Annotated in this window: 12 protein-coding genes; 8 read left to right on the forward strand and 4 right to left on the reverse strand. The window is 40.6% G+C overall.

Annotation, left to right across the window (positions count from 1 at the left end):
- Position 1: 1 nt before the first annotated feature.
- Both LY11_RS23125 and LY11_RS23130 read right to left on the reverse strand, forming a co-directional pair.
- Entirely contained in the window at positions 2-6,553 is a 6,552-nt protein-coding gene (locus LY11_RS23125; RefSeq protein ID WP_111635986.1) for a polyketide synthase, read from the reverse strand.
- Positions 6,546-7,337 carry an FkbM family methyltransferase gene (locus LY11_RS23130; protein WP_111635987.1) on the reverse strand — a complete coding sequence of 264 codons (792 nt, stop codon included), beginning with the start codon at positions 7,335-7,337 and terminating at the stop codon, positions 6,546-6,548. The genes LY11_RS23125 and LY11_RS23130 overlap by 8 nt, the downstream gene beginning before the upstream one ends.
- Positions 7,338-7,798: 461 nt before the next feature.
- On the opposite strand from LY11_RS23130, the gene LY11_RS23135 reads away from it, so the two are divergent.
- From LY11_RS23135 to LY11_RS23160, 6 genes are all read left to right on the forward strand, one after another.
- A complete protein-coding gene (locus LY11_RS23135; RefSeq protein WP_111635988.1) occupies positions 7,799-8,386 on the forward strand; it encodes a TetR/AcrR family transcriptional regulator in 588 nt (195 codons plus the stop codon).
- 22 nt (positions 8,387-8,408) lie between these two features.
- On the forward strand, positions 8,409-9,653 hold the full coding sequence (locus LY11_RS23140; RefSeq protein WP_317048013.1) for a Pycsar system effector family protein: 1,245 nt from the start codon (positions 8,409-8,411) through the stop codon (positions 9,651-9,653).
- 7 nt (positions 9,654-9,660) lie between these two features.
- Positions 9,661-11,724, forward strand: coding sequence for a polyphosphate kinase 1 (gene ppk1, locus LY11_RS23145; RefSeq protein WP_111635989.1), 2,064 nt, complete (start codon positions 9,661-9,663; stop codon positions 11,722-11,724).
- Positions 11,721-12,590 carry an SdiA-regulated domain-containing protein gene (locus LY11_RS23150; protein ID WP_111635990.1) on the forward strand — a complete coding sequence of 290 codons (870 nt, stop codon included), beginning with the start codon at positions 11,721-11,723 and terminating at the stop codon, positions 12,588-12,590. The genes ppk1 and LY11_RS23150 overlap by 4 nt, the downstream gene beginning before the upstream one ends.
- Positions 12,591-12,679: 89 nt before the next feature.
- A complete protein-coding gene (locus tag LY11_RS23155) occupies positions 12,680-15,034 on the forward strand; it encodes a GAF domain-containing protein (RefSeq protein ID WP_111635991.1) in 2,355 nt (784 codons plus the stop codon).
- 11 nt (positions 15,035-15,045) lie between these two features.
- Complete coding sequence (locus tag LY11_RS23160; RefSeq protein ID WP_111635992.1) at positions 15,046-17,640, forward strand: BamA/TamA family outer membrane protein; 2,595 nt, start codon at positions 15,046-15,048, stop codon at positions 17,638-17,640.
- Positions 17,641-17,704: 64 nt separating this feature from the next.
- Here the strand turns inward: LY11_RS23160 and LY11_RS23165 are convergent, their stop codons facing one another.
- On the reverse strand, positions 17,705-18,511 hold the full coding sequence (locus LY11_RS23165; RefSeq protein WP_111635993.1) for a hypothetical protein: 807 nt from the start codon (positions 18,509-18,511) through the stop codon (positions 17,705-17,707).
- Between the two features lie 224 nt (positions 18,512-18,735).
- Between LY11_RS23165 and LY11_RS23170 the strand changes: the two genes are divergently transcribed.
- Positions 18,736-20,142, forward strand: coding sequence for a glycogen synthase (locus LY11_RS23170; protein WP_111635994.1), 1,407 nt, complete (start codon positions 18,736-18,738; stop codon positions 20,140-20,142).
- 8 nt (positions 20,143-20,150) lie between these two features.
- On the forward strand, positions 20,151-21,425 hold the full coding sequence (locus LY11_RS23175) for a glucose-1-phosphate adenylyltransferase (protein ID WP_111635995.1): 1,275 nt from the start codon (positions 20,151-20,153) through the stop codon (positions 21,423-21,425).
- A 478-nt stretch (positions 21,426-21,903) separates the two neighbouring features.
- Here LY11_RS23175 and LY11_RS23180 read toward each other — a convergent pair.
- Positions 21,904-22,198 (reverse strand): IS3 family transposase (locus LY11_RS23180; RefSeq protein ID WP_146610880.1); only part of this gene is annotated, 295 nt, incomplete at its 5' end.

A 22,198-nucleotide genomic window follows, 5' to 3' on the forward strand; every position in this document is an offset into this window, starting at 1 on the left:
TTTAACTATTTGACTCTACCTGAAGATATTTTCCCGGATTTTCCGGGTCTGCGATAAACCAGGCAGGATTTCCCGATTGATCTCTTCCTAATCTTGCACCCGGAACAGGTGGCTGCATTGCGGATGTTCCCTTTGAACGGCCGGGTTCAGTTAAATCAGTGGGTTCGTTTAAAGGGATCATTCCGGCTTTGATTAATTCACTTGCGCTTTCTTTGAATTTTGCCGCAATCTGATTGATTTCATCCAGCGTATGCGCTTCCGTTAAAAAGCAAGGGAAACCATCCCAGATATGAATTCCTTTGTACCGCATTAAGGTAAACAGCAACTCACTGTATGGATATTCTGCTGTAAATTTAATTTTCCATAAAGAACCAAAATGTGCAGCAAACAGGGGCAGGCCTGATTCTTCAATAGTATCATTTAATAAGTCAGCGAGATAAGTGGTATTGTTATTTAATTTGAGCTGGAATTCATGGCCTTTTGCTTTCATATATTCCAGACTGGCTTTACCAGCTGCGAGTGCTAAAGGATGTCTGACAAAAGTCCCGGCGAAATAAGTAACACCTGCTTCGGGATAAGAAGCATCGCCATAAGACCAGAAACCGCCGTCCAGTGCATCCATGAATTGTTTTTTTCCGGCGATAGCGCCGATAGGCAAGCCTCCGCCAATTACTTTTCCATAAGTACCCAGGTCGGCCTGAATACCGAATATGGCCTGTGCACCTCCCTGATGGGCACGGAAACCAGTAATTACTTCATCAAAGATCAATACCGTTTCAGATTTCAAGGTGATTTCCCTGATTTCTTTTAAAAATTCAACCGGCTGAAATTCTGGTCTTCTGCTTTGTACGGGCTCTACCAGGACAGCAGCAATTTCATGCGCTCTTGTCCGTATTATATTTAAAGACTCTTCAGTTCCATAGTCTAAGACCAGCATATTTTGTACGGCTTCGGGCATAATACCCGGAGCTGCAGGAAAGCTTTTTAATTTCTTAGTGCCCCTGATAATGACTTCGTCGTTAATTCCATGGTAAGAGCCGGAAAAGGAAACGATTAAAGAGCGTCCGGTTACTGTTCTGGCTATTCTCATAGCACCTAAAACAGCTTCAGAACCCGTATTGCATAAGGCAGCACGGTCAAAACCAGTAAATTCACAGATCAATTGGCTAACCTCTCCGGCAAGTTCATGCTGCGGGCCTATTTCATATCCTTTTTCTACTTGTTCCAGGATTGCATTTTTCAATACAGGATGCTGATAGCCTAATAAGTTTGAACCAAAGCCATTCAAAGCATCTATATATTCGTTGCCATCAATATCCCATAAATGGCTTCCGGCAGATTTATTAGCCACAATAGAATAAACAATCTCTTTGGTATGAGGCTTAAATCCGGAAACTACGCGGGGATCTGCCATATGTGCCCTGTGTTTTTGCGTATAGGCTTTACTGGCAGCAGTTTTCTGATTGTAGCGTTGTGTGAGTTGCGCTAAGAATTCTTTTTGTGCTGGCGTTAAAGCAGTTGAACTTTTCTCAATTCTTGCAGTAGCCCCAAATGGTTTTTTAATTTCGATCAGTTCTTCTGCTGAAATATCTGCTGCCGGTGCAAGTGTTATCGGTGCAGGTATTGGCGCAGAGTGGGCAGCATCACGGTAATTGGAAGGTGCAGATCCGCTCATCAATTCTACTTGTTTAGTCAATAACTGCAACTGCTGAGCGATTAATCCAAGCGCAGTATCCGCAGGTGCAAAAGCAGCGGATGTGCTGGCAGATGGTGTATAAACGGGTGAGCCTGACGTAACTACAGGAGCTGGCTCCTGTGGCATATTTTGATCTATATAAGCAGCAAGTGCAGCAATGGTTGAATATTCTTCATTCAATTGCCTGAAACTAACCGGAAGCGAGAATTCTTTCTTAAAAGTGATTGCTACCTGGGTGAGCAGTAATGAATCCAGTCCGATTTCAATAAAACTTGTATCCGGGGTAACGCCGTCCATTTCAATTCCGGAGGCATTTTCCAGCAGATGTTTTATTTTTTCGATCAGTATATCTTTCCTCATGGCAGTAAGGGGTGTATTGTTTTGGTGAGTATTGGTTAATAGATTTTGTTTTGCAATGTTTTTGGGTTCTGCCCAGTATCTTTTTTTATGATAACTATAAGCAGGCAGCTCAACTCTCCGCCTTCGCTGATTATTGTAAAATGCTTTCCAGTCTGGGGTTAATCCTGCTAACCAGGTTTTTCCCAAAGCTGTTAAAATAGCATCGTAAGATCCTGTTACTTCTTTTTTATCCAGACTGGCGATAGCAGTAAAAGTAGTTTTAGCTTCATGCTGCCAGGCCAGCGTAGTGCAGGTATTTCCTGGCCCGGCTTCAATCAAGACTGGATGATCCAGTGCCAATATCGTATCCAGTGCAGGAGAAAACCGGACTGTGTTCCTTAAATGTTCCGTCCAGTAAGCAGGGTTCTGTGCTTGTGCATCAGCCAAAAAATCACCCGTAACCGTAGAGACAACTGGTTTTTGCGGTCTGTTTAATTGAACCTGGCTTACAATTTCACTGAAGTCTTTGAGGATGGGGTCCATCATCGCAGAATGAAAAGCGTGACTGGTCAGTAGTCTTTTATGTAAAATCAGCCGCTCATCAAGAAGGAGCTGAAAAGCATCAATATCTTCATCTTTTCCGGCAATAACACATAGTTTAGGGCTATTGATTGCCGCAATTGCTAATGTTTCCGGAAGGAATTTCTCGATTTCCAAAGCAGCAGCTCTTACACTTAGCATGCTTCCTTGCGGTAATCCGCTGACCATTGTACCACGGGTGGCAATGAGCTTCAGCCCATCTTCAAGGGAGAAAACGCCTGCTAAATGTGCGGCAACATATTCTCCGATACTGTGTCCGCAAAGTATAGTGGGCTGTATTCCCCAGCTCATCCATAAACGGGCAAGCGCATAAGAAGTAATAAATAAAGCGGGCTGTGTATATTTTGTATTGTTCAGCAGCGATACTGCTTGCAAATCATCAGCTGCTGCGTAAATGAGCGACCTGATGTCCCGATCCAGATATTCGGTTAATATAGCTGCACAATCATCAATAGCTGCTTTATAAACAGGCTCGTTTTCATAAAGTTCAGCACCCATTCCAACGTACTGTGCACCCTGACCGGGAAATAAAAATACCGTTTCGCCCGGCAGCGTTTTAACGATAGCAGTAGATACCTTATTTTCTTCTGTTAAATGCGCCCCGGTACGTGCAATCAAAAAACTGCGTTGTAAGAAATCTGCTCTTGTGGTTTGCAGAGTATAAGCAACATCTGCATGATTAAGCTCAGGCTTTGTATCCAGGTATGTTTTTAAAACCGATTCATAAGCTTGTAAGCTGTCTGCTGATTTAGCCGACCAGGTAAACAGGTTCTTTAAACGTCCGTGATCTTCATTCGGTTCTTTTTCGTGATCGTGTTCTTCTACGATGACGTGAACATTTGTTCCGCCCACACCAAAAGAACTTACACCCGCTCTTCTTATTTTATCCGTATCCCAGGGTTTTAAATGGTCATTCACGTAAAATGGCGAACCGGCAAATACTATGTTCGGGTTAGGTTTTTCAAAGTTGATAGAGGGAGGGATTTCCTTATAATATAAAGCAAGGGTTGTTTTGATCAGACCAGCTACACCTGCGGCTGCGGTCATGTGCCCCATATTGCTTTTAATGGAGCCTATTGCACAAAATTGTGGTGTAGCCTGTTCCCCAAAAGCTTGTTTCAGGCCTTCAAATTCAATCGGATCACCCAAAGGAGTAGCTGTTCCATGTGTTTCTATATAAGAAATTGAAGCAGGATCAATCCGGGCATCTTCAATAGCCATTGCAATTGCGGCAGCTTGTCCGTCGGTACTTGGCGCAGTAAAGCTTCCTTTAGCGCCCCCGTCATTGTTTACACCTACACCTTTAATCAGTCCGTAAATGGTATCTCCGTCTTGTAAAGCAGCAGTTAATGTTTTTAAAAGTACCACTCCGGCTCCATCACTGAATACAGTTCCGGTAGCGTTTGCATCGAAAGAACGGCAATGTCCGTCCTGGCTTAACATAGCGCCTTCCTGGTAAATATGTCCGCTGTGAATGGGAGAGGTAATACTCGCCCCACCAGCAATAGCAACGTCACATTGGTTTTTCCGCAGACTTTCCACTGCCTGGGTAACCGCAAGCAGCGAAGTAGAACAAGCAGAGAAAATACTCACTGCCGGGCCTTTCAAATCCAGTTCATAAGCTGTGCGCGAAGAGATATAATCTTTTTCATTGACGGTCATAACCTGGAAGCTGCCAACCTGATTAATCAAATCGGTATTGCCTGCCACATTGTGAGGGAAATAACTATTATTTCCAGAGCCTGCGAATACGCCGATCAGGCCATCATAAACTGCTGGCAGATGTCCCGATTTTTCCAGTACGTCTCTGCTGATTTCCAGGAATACCCTTTGCTGCGGGTCCATGAGTTCGGCCAGTTTAGGATTGATCCCGAAAAATGCAGGGTCAAATAAATCAGCTCCATTCAAAATTCCTCTCGCTTTTACATATTGCGGATCATTTTTAACATCATCAGGAATTGAAGAATCGAGTTCTTTAAAGAAAGTGATCGTTTCCTTTCCATTGCGCAGTACTTCCCATAATTCTTCGATCGTGTCTGCACCAGGGAATTTTCCGGCCATGCCAATAATGGCTACAGGCTGCTCCGGATCAGAAGATCTTTCTCTTTGTTTTTTCGGTTCCGCTACTGCTGTATCAAGGTATTTCACGAGCTGACTGATTTGCGGGAATTGATAAAGTTTGGTAATTGGCAGTGTGATATGGTATTCATTTCTTAAAGAAGAAACTGTTTTTAATGCTAAAAGAGAGTTACCGCCCAGTTCAAAGAAGTTATCATGGATACCGACCCGGTCTATTTCCAGTACGTTGCTCCAGATCGCGGCGATTCTTTTTTCCAGCGGGGTTTTAGCCGGACTATATAGTGCAGCTAATTCCGGTCTTTTACGTTCTGGTAAAGGAAGGTTTTTCTTGTCTACTTTACCGCTGGTTGTTTTAGGCAGTTTCTCCATCCAGATTAAAGCAGAGGGGATCATATACTCAGGCAAACGTGCTTCCAGTTCATTTCTGATCAGACTTGTATTCCTGTTTTCCTGATCAGCAACCAGGTAAGCCAGTAACCTATACTGACCACTTAAATCAGGTTTAGCGATCACAACAGCTTGTTTGATGCCAGCGATCTGGTTGAGCAGGATTTCAATTTCTCCCAGTTCAATTCTATAACCCCTGATTTTTACCTGATCGTCTTTTCTTCCTAAAAAAGCTATGGTGCCATCATTTTCATAACGGGCAAGGTCACCAGTCAGATAAACGCGGGTCTGCTGACCATTTACAGCGATCCAGACGAATTTTTCTGCTGTTAGTTCCGGTCTGTTCAGGTAACCTGCCGCAAGGCTAATTCCTGAAATGGCCAGTTCTCCGGTTTCTCCCGCTTCCAGTAAATTGCTGTCCTGATCTAATATATAGATCGTGGTATTGGAAATCGGCTGACCAATATTTGGTAATACCGGCCAGCTGGCGGGTGCCCCGGTTAATTTAAGTTCAGTCACTACATGGCATTCTGTAGGGCCATACTGGTTAAAAAGGACGCAGTTATTTAATCCTTCGAAGAATTCTCTGACCTGAGGAGTGATTTTCAATTGCTCACCCGCAGTCATGATTTCTTTTAAATGCGCAGGATATTGTTTGTTGCCGGTGGCCGCTTCAGCTAAAAACTGCAGCGCTACAAAAGGCAGAAAAATACGGTCTATAGCTGCTTCACTAATAAAATTAAGCAGGTTAACAGGATCAAGTCTTAAATCATCCTGAATGAGGACTAAAGTTGCACCGGTGGTAAGTGTACAGAAGATCTCCTGAAAAGATACGTCAAAAGTTATAGGGGCGAATTGTAAGGTTTTACTGCCCGGCCCTGTTATTGAGTTTTTCTGCTGCCATAAAATAAGGTTTACCAACGCCTTTTGCGTCATATATACTCCCTTAGGAATGCCTGTAGAGCCTGAAGTATACAATACATAAGCATTTGGATTTTGCCTGGCAGGGGATTCCTGAAGTGGTGGTGTGGCTGTTAAAGCTGTATAATTAGTCAGTGTGTTTAATGCGAAAGAGCCAAAGAATTCTTGCTCTTCAGCAGGACAAATACAGGTTTTAATAGCTGAATCTGTAATGATTTGCTGCAGTCTTTGTTTGGGATAGGAGGGATCTAAAGGCAGATATGCTTTTCCTGATTTAAGTATAGCCAGCATTGCGATAATCATATCCGCAGACCGGGTTGTACTTAAACCTATAAGCTCTTCATTCGTTAATTCAGTGATTTTTGCACTTAAGGCAGTAACTTTTTGCAAAAGTACTTTATAAGTGAACTGCTCCTGCCCGAAAGAAAGCGCAGTTAGTTCAGGGAAATCCTTTGCCGTACCCTCAAAGAGAGAATAAACCGATGGAACTGCTCCCGGATCAATCAAATCCTGTTTTGTAATATTATGCATTAACTTCTAATTTTTTTAACTGATCATAAATGTCTTTCCTGATAAACAGGCGTTTCATCGCAACCGTGGAATGTGCCAGTACATAACCAGCTTTCCTTAATTTATCACAGCTTCTTTTTATTCTGAAATGGAATGATTTATCCTTTGTATTGTAAATTTCGTCAAATTCTACCAAGATAGCTTTAACATTTAGTTTATCTTCAATAATCGTATCAATCACTTTGTATTCAGCACCTTCTATCTCTATTTTAAGCAGATCTATATGCTGATGGTCCAGTTCTTTCATCAGGTTGCTTAGACGGTCAACAGGTGCTTCAATAAAACTCTTTGATTCCGTAAATAAAATGGCAGAATGAGACGAATAATTCTCTCTTTCAGGATCATAGAATTTCAATGTTTTCTTCTCGTCCCAAAGGCCAACCGGCACAAATTCTATTTCAGAAAATTGTTTACTGCTGATATTGTAAACGTAAGGGGCCAGGGTTTTATCCAGGGTGAGCGGGATTCCATAATGAACATAATCTTTCACCTGATTGAAGTGGTTAATCCCATAAGGCGAAGGGTCAAAAATATAAACGTTTGCATCAAAAGCCATTTTAAGCTCTGTATCGAAAGAAATATCTTCGCCAGCGCCCACACAGTAACAAATGGAATGTGATCCTAAAAAGTGGTCAGGAACCATATATCCATGTCTTGCGGAGCCGAAATAGCTTAAGTTTTTCAATGGTTGTACGTTGGATTGATGATGAATGCCGAGCATCCTTTTGATAAATTGTGTTGCCATTCTAAGAATGCGATTGGTTTTGCGTTAAAATTACGTTCTGACTGGTATTGTATTAATATAAGAAAATTAAGTGATATTTTCTTAATCATTTGAATAATGTCAGGCCGTTCTGATTATGGTTGCTAAGTTCGTTATTGCATTTTTAGTATAACTTCACTACGCTGATCGGGTTGTTAAATTAAGAATTCATTTATTTTGTCTGTTCTCAGAAGAATAGACAAAGATCGTTCCTCTTCTGTTGGTAATAAATTGAGTTCATGATAACTTGTTGTCTTCCTCTGTCTAAAACATTTTGTCATTATTTTGTTACCATTTAATCTTGTCATTTATTCAGAAAGGAAAGGGTTTCTTTTTATTCATTAGGGTATTATTTTCCCCAGTTAAATTCAATACTTTTGGAATTCAATCCGCTGCCTGAAATTCAGCAGACCTGATCATAAAGACCTATTGAAACCATACTTATGGATAAAGATGAAATCGTAATTAGTGAGATCTTAATTGCCGCCAAATCTTTGTTTGGGAAATTTGGCTTAAAAAAGACGACTATAGAAGATATCTCTGCGGCAGCTGGAAAAGGGAAAAGTACCCTTTATTATTATTTCCCCGGAAAAAACGAAATCTTCGCTGCCGTTGTTAAAGATGAAATGAAAGCAGTGATCAAGAACCTGCGCGAAAAAGTAAACGGCGTACTTTCTGCAGAGGATAAACTAAAAGCTTTTCTGAATTTTCAAAGTACAGCTATTTTGGAATTCCGCAGCCTTTATAAAGTGATTTTTGAAGATATGATTGAATCCAGAAGGATGTTGCTGCCCCTGAGATTGAAATATGAACAAATGCAGCTGGGCATGATCAGTGAAATTATTCTGGGTGGTACACAAAGCGGTGAGTTCAGAGATCTTTCTGCCGAAAGTATTCATAAGATGTCTTTTGTATTGATCGTCGCTTTCAGAGGTCTGCATTTTCCGCTTTCGATTAACCCTTCTGAAATACAATCCCATGAATATTTTGATGAGCTGGTAGAAATGCTCATTGAAGGCATTGGGAATTAAGAATTTAAACCTCCATATTTATATGATGAATTACCTGGATATACTAGATCAGGTCAGAGCGCATGTCTCAAACTTGTTTCACACGCATAAAGACGAGAGATTAACTTACCATAACTTGTTGCATACCGAGCAGGTTGTGAAGGCTGTAGTCAAAATAGCCAACCATTATCAACTGTCAGATCATGACTTTTTCGTGGTGAACGTAGCCGCGTGGTTCCATGACATCGGCTATCTGACCAGCTGTGAAAAGCATGAAGAGCGCGGCGCAGAATTAGCTAAAGATTTTTTAGAATCCAAAGGAGCGGAACCGGAATTAACTGGTTTGGTAAGCAATTGTATCCTGGCCACAAAAATGCCGCAGCGTCCGGTTGGATTGTTAGAAGAGATTGTGTGTGATGCAGATCTTTTTCATTTGGGGAGTGAAGACTTTAAGGAGAGAAATAAACTGATCCGTAAAGAGGCTATTGCTTTTTCGGGCAGGGATATTGATAAAGAGGAATGGCGTGCAAAGACCATTGTGCTTTTTGAAATGCACCATTACCACACAGATTACTGTCAGGATTTGCTGGCAGCTAAAAAAGAATCAAATCTGAACGAATTGAGAGAAAAAGTATTTAAAGCTCATCATGGAAAAACAAAGGAGAAGGGGTTTCATGATTCAGCTCCGGTGAGTTCAGAAAAGCATACTGAAATAATTGTGGAGAAAAAAGATAAAGATAAGAAGCAAAAAAGTGACCGTCCTGATAAAGGGATAGAAACGATGTTCCGCATTTCTTCTGGTAACCACCAGCGGTTAAGTGATATGGCAGATAATAAAGCGCATATCATGATCTCTACCAATTCTATCATTTTGTCTGTTACCTTAAGTGTGCTGCTGCGTAAACTGGAAGATAATCCTCATTTGATCATTCCTACGCTGATCTTGTTGATTATTTGTGTGGTGACTATGGTATTCTCTATCCTGGCGACCAGGCCTACTGTTCCTCCGGGAACTTTCAGCCAGCAGGATATTGAAGAAAAAAAGGTGAATTTATTGTTCTTTGGTAATTTTTACAGGATGGCTTTGCCTGATTATGTGAACGGGATGCAAAAAATGATGGAAGACAGAGAATTCTTGTATGGGAGTTTAATCCGTGATTTATATTCTCAGGGTGTAGTTTTAGGGCGTAAATACCGTTTGCTGAGAATTGCCTATAATGTGTTTATGTTCGGTATTATTGCTGCCGTTCTTGCTTTTGTTATTGCCAGTGCGGTCGTAGCTTTATAAAAATACGATGACAGAATATACCTTTTTTAACCGTGACCTGAGCTGGTTAAGTTTTAATGAGCGCGTGCTGATGGAAGCCGAAAATGAGCAGGTCCCTTTATTGGAACGCATCAGGTTTCTGTCTATTTATTCTTCCAATCTGGACGAGTTTTACCGGGTCAGGATGCCGGTTTTGATGGCTATTGATAATTTTGATGACAGTACCGGATTAAATAATAACTATTATAAAGCTCAATTTCTAATTAATCAGCAGCAGCAAAGGTTCGGGCATTTACTGGCTAACCAGCTTTTACCTGCTTTAAAAGCAAAAGATATACATTGGTTATACAATGAGCCTGTTCCTGAATCCATAACAGATGAATTATCCCGGATCTTCTTTAATAAAGTACTGGCTTATATCAGGTTATTTTCAGTAGCGAAGGATGAAGATGGTTTCTTTGCTGAAAATAACAGGCTGTACCAGGCCGTAATCCTGTCGGATGCTGCCGGTATAGAACGTCTGGAACTGATTACTATTCCTTCTGATGTGTTACCCAGATTATATGCGGTCAATAAACAGGGGGAGAAATATGTTGTTTTCCTGGATGATGTGATCAGAAATAACCTGAACTATCTTTTCCCTGCTGAAGAAATTAAAGGAGTCTTTAATATTAAGATTACCAGGAATGCGGAAATGAATATCAAAGAGGAAATCGAAGACCTGGATGAAGATATTACGATTGCACTGGAAAAAGAATTAAAGAAAAGGGATCTGGGGACGGCTACCAGGTTTTTATGTCAGCCGGGAATACCCCTGCGGCATCTTTACAAGATTATTTATGCGCTTAACTTAGCCAATTCTTCGGTTGTAGAAGGTGGGTATTACCATAATATGAAGGACCTGAGTAATTTTCCTCTTCAGGAAACCGGATTAAACTATCCGAAGTGGCCGGCATTGCCGAACCTGCTGCTGAAAAAGGAAGACACTCTTTTTGAACAAATCTTTAAAAGGGATTTGATGGTTCATGTTCCTTATCAGAATTATGATCCAATACTAAGATTCTTCAATGAAGCTGCAAATGATAGTTTTACGGAAGAAATTTATGTAACGCTTTACCGGGTTGCAGATAATTCCAGAATTGTCAATGCGCTGATGACTGCGGCTAAAAATGGGAAAAAGGTTGCTGTGATGGTGGAGCTGAAAGCCAGGTTTGATGAAGCTAATAATATCAAATGGGCTTCCCGGATGAAGGCTGCGGGCGTAAAAATTATTTATAGCAACAAAGAATTGAAGGTACACGCGAAGGTGGCACTGGTTAAAAGAACGGTCAGGAACCAAAGCCATTACCTTGGGCTGCTGGCTACAGGTAATCTGAACGAATCAACAGCCCGTTTTTATACCGATCATATTTTATTAACGGCGAACCAGGCTATGCTCGAAGAGCTGAAACAGCTATTTGGTTTCCTGAGCAAGAAAAAGAAAAAACCACAACTTGAAGACGCGATTAATTTTGAACATTTACTGGTTGCACAATTCAATTTGCAGCAACGGTTTCTGGCATTAATAGACCGGGAAATCAGCAATGCTAAAAAGGGGTTATCTTCAGGAATAGTGATCAAAATGAATAATCTGGAAGAGCGGGTCTTAATTTCCAAGCTTTATGAGGCTTCCTCTGCGGGCATAAAAATACAATTGATTGTACGCAGTGTTTGTTGTTTGATCCCTGGAATTGAAGGGCAAAGTGAGAACATTACCGTAAAACGTATCGTAGATAAGTACCTGGAACACGGCAGGATCTTTCTTTTCCATAACAACGGGGAAAAGGAGCTTTATATGGGATCGGCCGACTGGATGAACCGGAATATTTACGGAAGAATAGAAGTCTGTTTCCCAATCTACGATCAGGAATTAAAAATAAGACTGATAGAAATCTTAAATTTACAATTAAACGATACTGTTCAGGCAGTTGAACTTAACAACGAGCTGCAAAATAACTATTGTGCTGGTGAGCACAAAATCCGCTCTCAGCAGGCTATTTATAGTTTCCTGGAAGAGACTACCGCACATACCATTGAACATAACGCATCATGAAAGCAATTCTTAAAAAGATGAGTTACCTTTTGCCGCTACTGATACTTATCGGTTTTTATGCTTGTAAGCCAGCAAAACAATCTTATTCAAGCCCTAAAGGATATGATTTCAATCATCCTGAGAAATTTATCATGCCTGAAAGTTTGCATGAGATTTCTGGAATTGCTTTTTACAAAGGTAAAAGTGACACCGTTTATTCTATACAGGATGAGGAAGGCCGTCTTTACAGACAAGCCTGGGGGAATAAAAAGCAGCAGCATGCAGTTTTTGGTAAAAAGGGAGATTATGAAGATCTGGCCATTTTGAATGAGACGGTCATTATTTTAAGAAGTGACGGTACACTTTTTACTTTTCCTTTTACGGAGGCTATTCAAAAGAAAGTGCGAAATGTCAAAGAATGGAACGATATGCTGCCAGATGGTGAATACGAGAGTATTTATGCCGACCAGCAAACCAACCAGGTTTATCTGCTGTGTAAAAACTGTAAAGGAGATAAAAAAAGTCAGACGATGTCTGGTTCTATTTTTACTTATAATCCGGTGAAAAAGGAATTGATTGCTTCGGGGAATTTTTCTATGGATCTGGGCGAACTGGTATCTTCCGGACAGATTTTGAAAACCGGGTTAAAAGCTTCTGCATTAACAAAAGATCCGCATTCAGGAGACTGGTACATTCTTTCTTCGGTGAATAAACTGTTGGTGGTAGCGGGCCCGGACTGGAAAGTTAAAAGCGTACACCGTTTAAATTCGGCAACGTTTGACCAGCCCGAGGGCATAGCTTTTGACAACCAGATGAACCTGTACATTTCTAATGAAGGGGATGAACTGAGTTCGGGAAATATTTTAAAGTTTAAACGTAAACCATGAGAATCTGCGTAAATTTATATAAACGCCAATCACAACCCGGTTAAAAAGGTTTGGATTGAATTAATGACTCTTATAATTGAAAATAAAAAATGCAGGCAATAACGATTGACTTTAACAAGTACGTGTGCGGGGATGAGGTAAATGGGATGAAGGCAGATATACGGCTTTCTTTAAAACCATTCATCAATTTTCTGACGGAAAAGATTAAAGTAGAAAAGACAGCCAAAATTAATTTCTACAACTATCTGCTGGAGCAGTTTTCTGCTTTTCCAGAGTTGATGGACCCAATCCCTGCTGCCAATGTAGCTAAATACAATCACCTGTATGAACTGATTTATACCGCACTGTCTCCTATTATCAACGATGAGAAAGAGCAGCTTTGGGCTTTAAGTAAACCGGTTTGCCCATGTTTTCACTACGGCACGAATGCTTTTTATAAGGTGCTGCTGGATGACAGAAAAGAAGGCCTGAATACAGATCTGGCCTTACCTTCTCAGCAGGAAATGCAAAAGACGATGCTGACCACGCTGTACAATCTCGTGCTGCAAAAGTTTTACAACTTTAGCCTGGGAACAGATCAGCATATTATTAAATCTATTGTTGACCATGATACACAGTTAGTAAAATATTACAAATTAAACATAGATACCCGTTTTGTAGAATTGACCAGTACTAAGGCCTTACCTGAGCTGACACTTCAAAATGTAAAGGAGTATATGCAGGATGAAACTAACAGCCTGGATACCCTGATGAATTTATTGCCTTCGGAAATGTTCCGTGTAGAAGGGATCTCCATTGTAAGTTTAGTAGATATTACTGCAGAATACGCATTGGAGTCTATTAAAAATGCGATTATATCGCACAATCAATGTCAGGTAGGATGGAGTACAGCTTCAATTTCTACAGCACTGAAATCTTTAGTAGGCAGTGATCAGATTTCCTTCGGACTATTGCCTTATTTAAAATTGAACGATAAGCTCTTACCTTATTTTCATGAGGGTTTTCAAAGTGTAATTATTCAGCAGGCTAAACTGAATGGGGTAAGTGAAGCAGAATATTCTAAACTTGTAGAAGGCTTTGTTGCGAATCCAAGAAGGCTGATCTTTCCTGAGATTAATATCGAAGAATATTCGGCCTTTCCAATGCTGAAGCTGGTTGCAGATTCAGGAATTAAGGCTTATGCTATTTTTCCATTGTACTATAATGCACGGCTGATCGGCTGTCTGGAACTTTATACGAAAGACAGTGCTGCTTTCAATGGGAATACTTTATCCAGAATTGAAAGCGCATTTCCTTTACTTGCGCAACTGTACCAAAATATTATTGTTGATTTTAACAATGAGATCACGTCTATTGTAACAGATAAATTTACAGCCCTGCAATCTTCTGTAGGATGGCGTTTCAACGAGGTTGCTTACAATTATATGCAATCTGGTGGGTGGAAGAAAGACCTTCCTATTGAGCCCGTTTATTTTAAGGATGTACATCCTTTTTATGGGGCAATTGATATTAGGAATTCCAGTATTGAAAGAAACCTGATGATCCGGAAAGATTTATTTGCACACTTTGAGATTCTGGAAACGGCATTGGGAAACCTGAAAGCTGTTATTCCTGAAATTGTAGCAGATGATTTTCCAAGACAGCAATCTTCCTGGGACCATAAAGGTTTTGATGAGATCTCTGATCGGGAAATCATGAAAACTGATGACTATTTACAACATCAGCTTCCTCCATATCTGAACGTGCTTAAAGAAATATATCCTGAAGCTGAAGGCATTATCAATGAATATTTTGAGCTGACACGCCAGGGGGGCAGGATCTTTGAAAACAGGGATAATTATGAACAGAGTATGCAGGCCATCAATAAGGCAGTCAATAAACACCTGGATCAGTTCAATGCAGAATTACAGCAGCTACATCCTTGTTATTTTGAGAAATTCAGAACTGACGGGGTAGAGTTTGATATTTACCTGGGACATTCGATTGCCCCTGACAGAGAATTCGGCGATGATCTGGTGGCCGATTTCCGGCTGAGACAATTGAAAGCCATTGCGGAAATTACTAAACTCACGCATGAGCTGAAGCCAACCTTACCCATTCATTTGGAAACGACACAATTGATCTTTGTTTATGAAAAGATCATTGATATTAGCTTCCGGATTGATGAACAGCGATTTGATGTGGAAGGAAGTTACAATATCAGGTATCAGATGGTGAAGAAAAGAATTGACAAAGCACATGTCAAAGAAAGTTCAGAGCGGCTGACTCAACCGGGTAAAATAGCAATCGTCTATTTCAATGGCGCAGAGGCAGATGAATACCTGGGTTATATCCATAAATTACAGCAACAGGGAATACTGACTGATCAGGTAGAAAACCTGGAGGTAGAAGAATTACAAGGCGTTGAAGGACTTAAAGCATTGCGGGTGACAGTCGCCGTTTAAAAACAGATTAAATGATCATAATTTCCAGAAAGAATAAAATAAACCTGACAGTATCATTAACTACTCTGTTTTTTAGTTTTCCGCTATTTACTTTAGCACAGCTGCAGCATACAAAGGATTCTATTACTGTGGCGATTGCTCCTGAATATGACGCAGTATCCAAAACACACCGTTTCTTTTTAGGTGAAAATTACCGTAAGCAGTGGGCTACGCCTGTAAAAATGCGGATCGTTGATTTGCAGAAGGAACAGGGAGGAATGAAATTCCTGCAAATGGGCGGAGGTATGCAAACCCGGTCTATGCGTTTAGAAGATGCTTCGGGCAGAGAATGGGTATTAAGAACGGTACAAAAGTATTCTGAAAGAGGTTTACCTGAAAATCTCAGGGCGACCATTGCAAAAGACATTGTACAGGATCAGATCTCTACGAGTCACCCTTATTCTGCATTGATTGTTCCTCCGTTAGCTGAGGCGCTTGACCTTCCGCATGCGAATCCCGAAATTGTATATGTTGGGGACGATCCGGCATTAGGTGAGTACAGAAAGGATTTTGCCAACGCGGTTTATCTGCTGGAAGAGCGTATGCCTACAGGCTATGAGAAAAGTGATAATACAATCAAAGCACAGCGAAAAGTAGAAGAGGACAATGATATTCATTTTAATCAAAAATTGGTATTAAGAGCAAGGTTACTTGATTTTATTGTTGGAGACTGGGACAGACATGAAGACAATTGGAGGTGGCTGAAGCTGGAAGATAAAAAAGGGGATAAGGAATATGTTCCTGTTCCGCGTGACCGGGATAAAGTTTTTTTTAAGTCTTCTGGTGTATTTCCGTGGATACTTTCTCATCAATGGCTGAATGCTAAACACCAGCCTTATGAGCCAAATATCAGGGCTGTTGACCAGTGGAATTTTTATCAGCGTTATTTTGACAGATATTTCCTGAGCGGACTGAGTGAAAAAGACTGGCAGGAAGAAATCAGCTATGTGCAGGAAAAACTGACTCCCGCCATCTTAAGGAAATCAATGTTGTTAATGCCGGCTATTATTTTTGCGCAAGGTGGAGAGCAGACGTTGCAAATTATGATTGCCAGGAAAGATAACCTGGAAAAAAGTGCAATGACTTATTATCGTTTCCTTGCAACTACAGTTGAAATCCCTGCTTCTGATAAAAGGGAATTCTTTGAGGTGAACCATAAAAAAAATGGGCGCATCGAACTGACGGTTAGAAATATTAAAAAAACTGGTGAAACAGGCAGAAAGTTATATCACCGCACTTTTGACCCTAAGTTAACCCGGGAAATCAGGTTATATGGAATGGGGGGGGACGATATTTTTGAAGTTACCGGAGAAACGAAATCACCGATCAAAGTCCGTATGATTGGTGGAGATGGCAATGATAAGTTTGAAATTGCAAAGGAGCTGAACCATAAATCGAATACTTATATCTATGACCGTTCGGACGAACAGAATGAAATTCCGGCTGCCGGTGTTGCCAAACTTCGTTTATCAACTGATACCAGTGTAAATCAATACAATAAAAGAAGCTTTGTATTTGATCAGTTTGGCCCGCTTTTTCATGTGAATTACAACATTGACCAGGGGATACAGGCAGGTGTGGGGCTGATTCTGGAGAAACAGGGTTTCAGAAAAACTCCTTATGCGTCTCACCAGGAATTTTGGGTAGATTATTCAACGGGTAGAAAATCCTTTATCTTAAGTTATGCGGGAGACTTTAAAAAAGCAATCGGAAATACTAATTTAAAGGTCAATGCGAACCTGCTCGGGCCAAATAACCTGAGTAACTTTTTTGGCCTGGGTAATGAAACTGCTTTTATTAAAGAGTATCCTAAAGGGATGTCTTATTACAGAAACCGATATGATTACCTGACGGCAGATTTCCAAGCTTACAAAAAAGTGGATAAATGGACAATTGGCGGGGGACTGGCCACAGAATATTATACGAGCAGCCGCTCAGCAAATGAAAACCGGTTCCTGAATGATTTTAATCAGAGTAATCCGGAAGAATCAGTTTTCTCGGATCGTGTTTATGCAGGGCTGATCACTGAAGTCAAATATGATTCCAGGGATAATATTTCCATCCCTAAAAAGGGAATGTACTGGAATACCAGGATTACTGCTAACCAGCAGCTTAATGGTGATCAGGAACGTTACGGAAAAATACAATCTGAATTCCGTTATTATCTGAATCCAGGACAGTCTGGTTTTGTAATCGCCAATCGTCTGGGTGGCGGTACAACAGTTGGAAACCCCGAGTTTTTCCAGCAGATGCAGTTAGGTGGTGTACATAATTTGCGTGGTTTCCATACGAACCGCTTTACAGGGAAATCTATGTTATATTACAATCTTGATCTGCGTTTGAAGTTGTTTGATTTTACTTCTTACATCGTACCGGGTTCATTAGGGCTTTTAGGTTTTAATGACGTAGGACGTGTATGGGTGCCGGGACAAACTTCCAATCAGTGGCATCATGGTTATGGAGGCGGAATTTATATTGTTCCGGCAGATTTAATTCTGATCCAGGCTGCTGTTGGCTTTTCAAAAGAAAGTACGATGCCTTATATCTCTGTAGGGTTTAATTTCTAGGATTTTATTTTAAAGCTGCCGGAACAATACTTGTTTCTTTTAACCGGCAGCTTTAAAATACAACCTATTTGATCTCCTGATAAGTTACCTTTACAGCACTTTTTACGCCATCAATTGTTGCATTGATAGTCTCCGGATAACCATCCTTGTTAAAAATATAACTAAAACTCTGCTGCATATTCGGGCTGAGCAGGTTATTGCACAGCTGTATGTTATTTACTCCTGAAAGAAAGAGGTTCATTCCGGAAGGGAAGAGGTTGTTCTCTTTCTCCAATTGAAGCAGCCACAGGTAACTGATTTGTTTAAATAAGCCGGTTTTGAGATCATAATCATAGTTTGAACTGCTGGTAATGCCTTTTTCTATAGTCAGACTGCCGGTATGATTATAGCTTTTCTCCTGTTCAGCTATCTTTCTATTATTTATATCGAAATAACTTATTTTAATGACCTGGTTTTCCTTATTGTAATCCAGTTCGTAAATCCCGGTCTGCATATAGCTACTCCCTTTTATCTTATAGGTGGTACCGGTAATCACCCTGCCTTTTTCATCCAGTTCGTAACTTGTGCCAGAAACTGGTTCCTCATTCTTAAAGCGCTCCAGTTCTATAGGCTTGCCTGTTTGATCATAAGTAATCACTATGGCTCTCCCGTCTTCATTTGTGATCTTCTGAATAGCGAGTTGAAGGGTGTAATTCAGGATTACTTTTGATTTACCAGTACCCAGCTGAACTGGAATTAATTTTCTGGTTCCAACTTCCACTACGGGAGGTTTGGTTTCGGGCGTATGAACCGGTTCTTCTTTCTTTTTACATCCCCAGCATCCCAATAAAAAGATTGAGCCAATCCATAAGCATTTTTTGTAAATTTCCATATCAATAATAAATTTAAGATTTAATTAAAACCTCAACTTACTACTGTATTTCCGGATAGTGTTTAAATATTAAATAAATATCCTAACAATAACAAAATAAGCGTGATAGGCTTTGAAAAAAAATAATACAATTTAATGGAAAACAAACTGCGCTTATTTGGGTTATAACTCATATTTTAATAGCAGATTATAAACAGCCTCTTACTCAGTACTCCAAATAATTTATGGAAATAATTCATCTTAGTGCAGAATGTTATCCGATAGCTAAAGTTGGCGGATTAGGGGACGTAGTGGGCGCATTGCCGAAATATCAAACCAAACTCGGCCATTTTGCCAAAGTGGTCATGCCTGCGTATAACAATTCATTCTTGCTGCAAAACGAATTTGAAGTAGTTTATGATGGATGGGGCAACCTTGGAACACGTCATTTCCCTGTTCGCATCTTCAGAGAGAAAACCAATAAGCTTGGTTTTGATCTTTACCTGGTTCATATCGCCGGACTTACGGATCGGGATAAGGTATATGGTTATGAGGATGATACGGAGCGTTTTCTTGCCTACCAGATTGCTACACTCGACTGGATCAATCAGTGGGAGCACCGCCCGGATGTAATCCATTGTCATGATCATCATACTGGCCTTGTTCCTTTTATGACGGGCAATTGTGAGAAGTATAAAGACCTTAGAAACATCCCTACTATACTCACTATCCACAATGCGCAATATCAGGGGCAGTTTGGATGGGATAAGCTACATTATCTGCCTGCTTTTGATCTTTGGAGATCGGGCTTACTGGAATGGAAAAAAGATATTAATCCGCTGGCTTCAGCGATTAAATGTGCATGGCGTGTAACGACGGTTTCTCCGAGTTATCTGGAAGAAATCAGTTATAATGCGAATGGACTGGAAAATCTTTTAGCTAGTGAACGCGGAAAGTCTGCCGGAATTTTAAATGGTATAGACAATGAGGTATGGGACCCGCAAAAAGATCCTATGTTAAGTAAAAATTACACGGTAAGGACGGTAGAAAGCGGAAAGAAAGCAAACAAAGCGGCCTTATGTGATGTTTTTAATTTAGATCCGGCAAAACCGCTGTTTACTTTTATTGGCAGGTTGGTAGGAGAAAAAGGGGCGGATTTATTGCCTGCAATTTTCCATAATTCTTTAGCGCATAGCTATGGGAATATAAACATTCTTGTGCTGGGCTCGGGTGATCCTGAGGTTGAGGAAAGATTGGTGGAGTTAAAGGAATGGTTTCCCGGAAATTATAATGCTTATATCGGTTACAATGAAACGTTATCTCACCAGATTTATGCGGGAGCGGACTTTTTGCTGATGCCTTCAAGGGTAGAGCCTTGCGGGTTAAATCAAATGTACGCTTTGCGTTATGGTACGATACCGGTTGTAAGAAGAATTGGCGGTTTAAAAGACACTGTGGTGGATATAGGTGATGGTGGGTTTGGTATTTGCCATGACCAAACAAGTGTAGAAGATGTTGGACATGCGATTGGAAGAGCTTATGATCTTTACCAGAATAAGAAACAGGTAAAGGATATTTTGAAGTTCGCCATGCAATTGGACCACTCTTGGGATAAGGCAGCCCAACAATATATAGATCTGTATCAAATGTAATTTATCATATGACCGAAAAAGTTTTAGGAGTTATCCTTGGCGGTGGCCAGGGCTCCAGATTATCGCCGCTTACGCAGACCCGTTCCAAGCCCGCAGTTCCGATTGCAGGGAAATATCGTTTGGTAGACATTCCTATTTCTAATTGTCTGAATTCTGGTATTCACCGCATGTTTGTACTTACTCAGTTTAATTCAGCATCTTTAAATAAGCACATTAAAAATACATACCATTTTAGTCATTTTAGTGATGCTTTTGTGGATATTCTTGCGGCGGAGCAAACGCCTGATAATCCAACGTGGTTTCAGGGAACGGCTGATGCGGTGCGTCAGACGATGCACCATTTGTTACAGCATGATTTTGAGTATGTCCTGATCTTATCGGGCGATCAGCTGTATCAGATGGATTTTAACGAAATGTTATTGGCGCATGAGGAGAGTGGGGCTGAGGTTACTTTAGCAACAATTCCAAGTACGGCCAAGGATGCGACAAGCTTCGGGATCTTAAAGGCGAATGAGGAAAATATAATTACTTCTTTTATTGAGAAACCTAGTGCCGATTTATTGGTAGACTGGGCTTCTGATACGGGACCGGAAATGCAGGCTGAGGGCCGTAATTACCTGGCTTCAATGGGTATCTATATTTTCAACAGGGATTTACTGGTGAAGATATTTGCGGAGAATCCTGATGAGAAGGATTTTGGTAAGGAAATTATTCCGCGTGTGTTACAGACGCAGCGTGTACTGAGTTTTCAGTATGAGGGGTATTGGACAGATATTGGTAATATTTGCTCTTTCTTTGAGGCGAATTTAGGGTTGACGGATGATATTCCCAAGTTCAATTTGTTTGATAGTAATCAGAGCATTTTCACCAGGCCAAGGATGTTGCCGCCAACGAAAATTTTAAGTACTTCGTTAGTGAAAGCGGTTATTGCGGAGGGCTGTATTTTAAATGCGGACCTGATTAAGCATTCTGTAATTGGTATCAGGTCAAGGATTGGTAATGGTACGTCTATAGAGAATACTTATATTATGGGTAGTGACAGGTATCAGACGCTTTCAGAAATTGCGGAGGAAAATGCTGCGGGAAGACCGCTGATCGGGATTGGGGACAGGTGCAAGATTTTTAACGCGATCGTTGATAAGAATTGCAGGATTGGAAACGATGTTGTGATCAATGGGGGGATCCATTTAGAGGATGGGGATTTTGAGTTTTATGCGGTTAAGGATGGGATTGTGGTTGTGAAGAAGGATGCTGTAATAAGTGATGGAACGGTGATTGGGTAGGTTTCTCCCCGGGGTCAATTAAAAAAAGGTTTAGCAGTTTTCTGGCTTGCGTTCCCTGAAGAGGGATCCGAGGCTCAGAAAATCGCTAAACCTTTTTTTATTGATCCGGATTTTAATACTTCCAGATCACCGTTGCAGCAGCATTACCAGGCAATCGTTTATTCACAACCTTGTGGTGGTTGGTTAGGAGGTGAAAAATATGGATAGCTGGTTAGATGTTGTTATGGATAGCTATTAGATGTTCGTTATGGATAGCTATTAGATGTTCGTTATGGATTGTTATTAGATGTTCGTTATGGATTGTTATTAGATGTTCGTTATGGATTGCTATTAGATGTTCGTTATGGATTGCTATTAGATGTTTGTTATGGATTGCTATTAGATGTTGTTATGGATTGCTATTAGATGTTAGTTATGGATAGCTAGTTAGATGTTCGTTATTGCTATTTGGAATTGCAACATTAAAGTTGACATTTAGTTAAGCGGCAATATTTTGTTTATTTAAGTTTTTCCCAAATTCTTCTGGGGACAAGTACCCCAGTGCAGAATGTAGTCTTTTACGGTTGTACCAAGTCTCGATATATTCAAATACGATAAGTGCTGCCTGCTCTTTGTCAGTGAACTTATGCTGATATACACACTCCGCTTTAAGTGTCTTAAAGAAGCTCTCAGCGACTGCATTATCCCAGCAATTTCCTTTCCTACTCATGCTCCTGATGATGAATGGATTTTTTTCCAGTAAACAACTGAACTCATTGCAAGCGTACTGAACT

Origin of the sequence: Pedobacter cryoconitis (assembly GCF_003259615.1) — a bacterium.
Taxonomy (GTDB): Bacteria; Bacteroidota; Bacteroidia; order Sphingobacteriales; family Sphingobacteriaceae; genus Pedobacter; species Pedobacter cryoconitis.

Coding starts and splice junctions, on each gene's coding strand:
- LY11_RS23125 (WP_111635986.1), bottom strand. CDS start 6,553: ATGCATAATATTACAAAACAGGATTTGATTGATCCGGGAGCAGTTCCA.
- LY11_RS23130 (WP_111635987.1), bottom strand. CDS start 7,337: ATGGCAACACAATTTATCAAAAGGATGCTCGGCATTCATCATCAATCC.
- LY11_RS23135 (WP_111635988.1), top strand. CDS start 7,799: ATGGATAAAGATGAAATCGTAATTAGTGAGATCTTAATTGCCGCCAAA.
- LY11_RS23140 (WP_317048013.1), top strand. CDS start 8,409: ATGATGAATTACCTGGATATACTAGATCAGGTCAGAGCGCATGTCTCA.
- ppk1 (WP_111635989.1), top strand. CDS start 9,661: ATGACAGAATATACCTTTTTTAACCGTGACCTGAGCTGGTTAAGTTTT.
- LY11_RS23150 (WP_111635990.1), top strand. CDS start 11,721: ATGAAAGCAATTCTTAAAAAGATGAGTTACCTTTTGCCGCTACTGATA.
- LY11_RS23155 (WP_111635991.1), top strand. CDS start 12,680: ATGCAGGCAATAACGATTGACTTTAACAAGTACGTGTGCGGGGATGAG.
- LY11_RS23160 (WP_111635992.1), top strand. CDS start 15,046: ATGATCATAATTTCCAGAAAGAATAAAATAAACCTGACAGTATCATTA.
- LY11_RS23165 (WP_111635993.1), bottom strand. CDS start 18,511: ATGGAAATTTACAAAAAATGCTTATGGATTGGCTCAATCTTTTTATTG.
- LY11_RS23170 (WP_111635994.1), top strand. CDS start 18,736: ATGGAAATAATTCATCTTAGTGCAGAATGTTATCCGATAGCTAAAGTT.
- LY11_RS23175 (WP_111635995.1), top strand. CDS start 20,151: ATGACCGAAAAAGTTTTAGGAGTTATCCTTGGCGGTGGCCAGGGCTCC.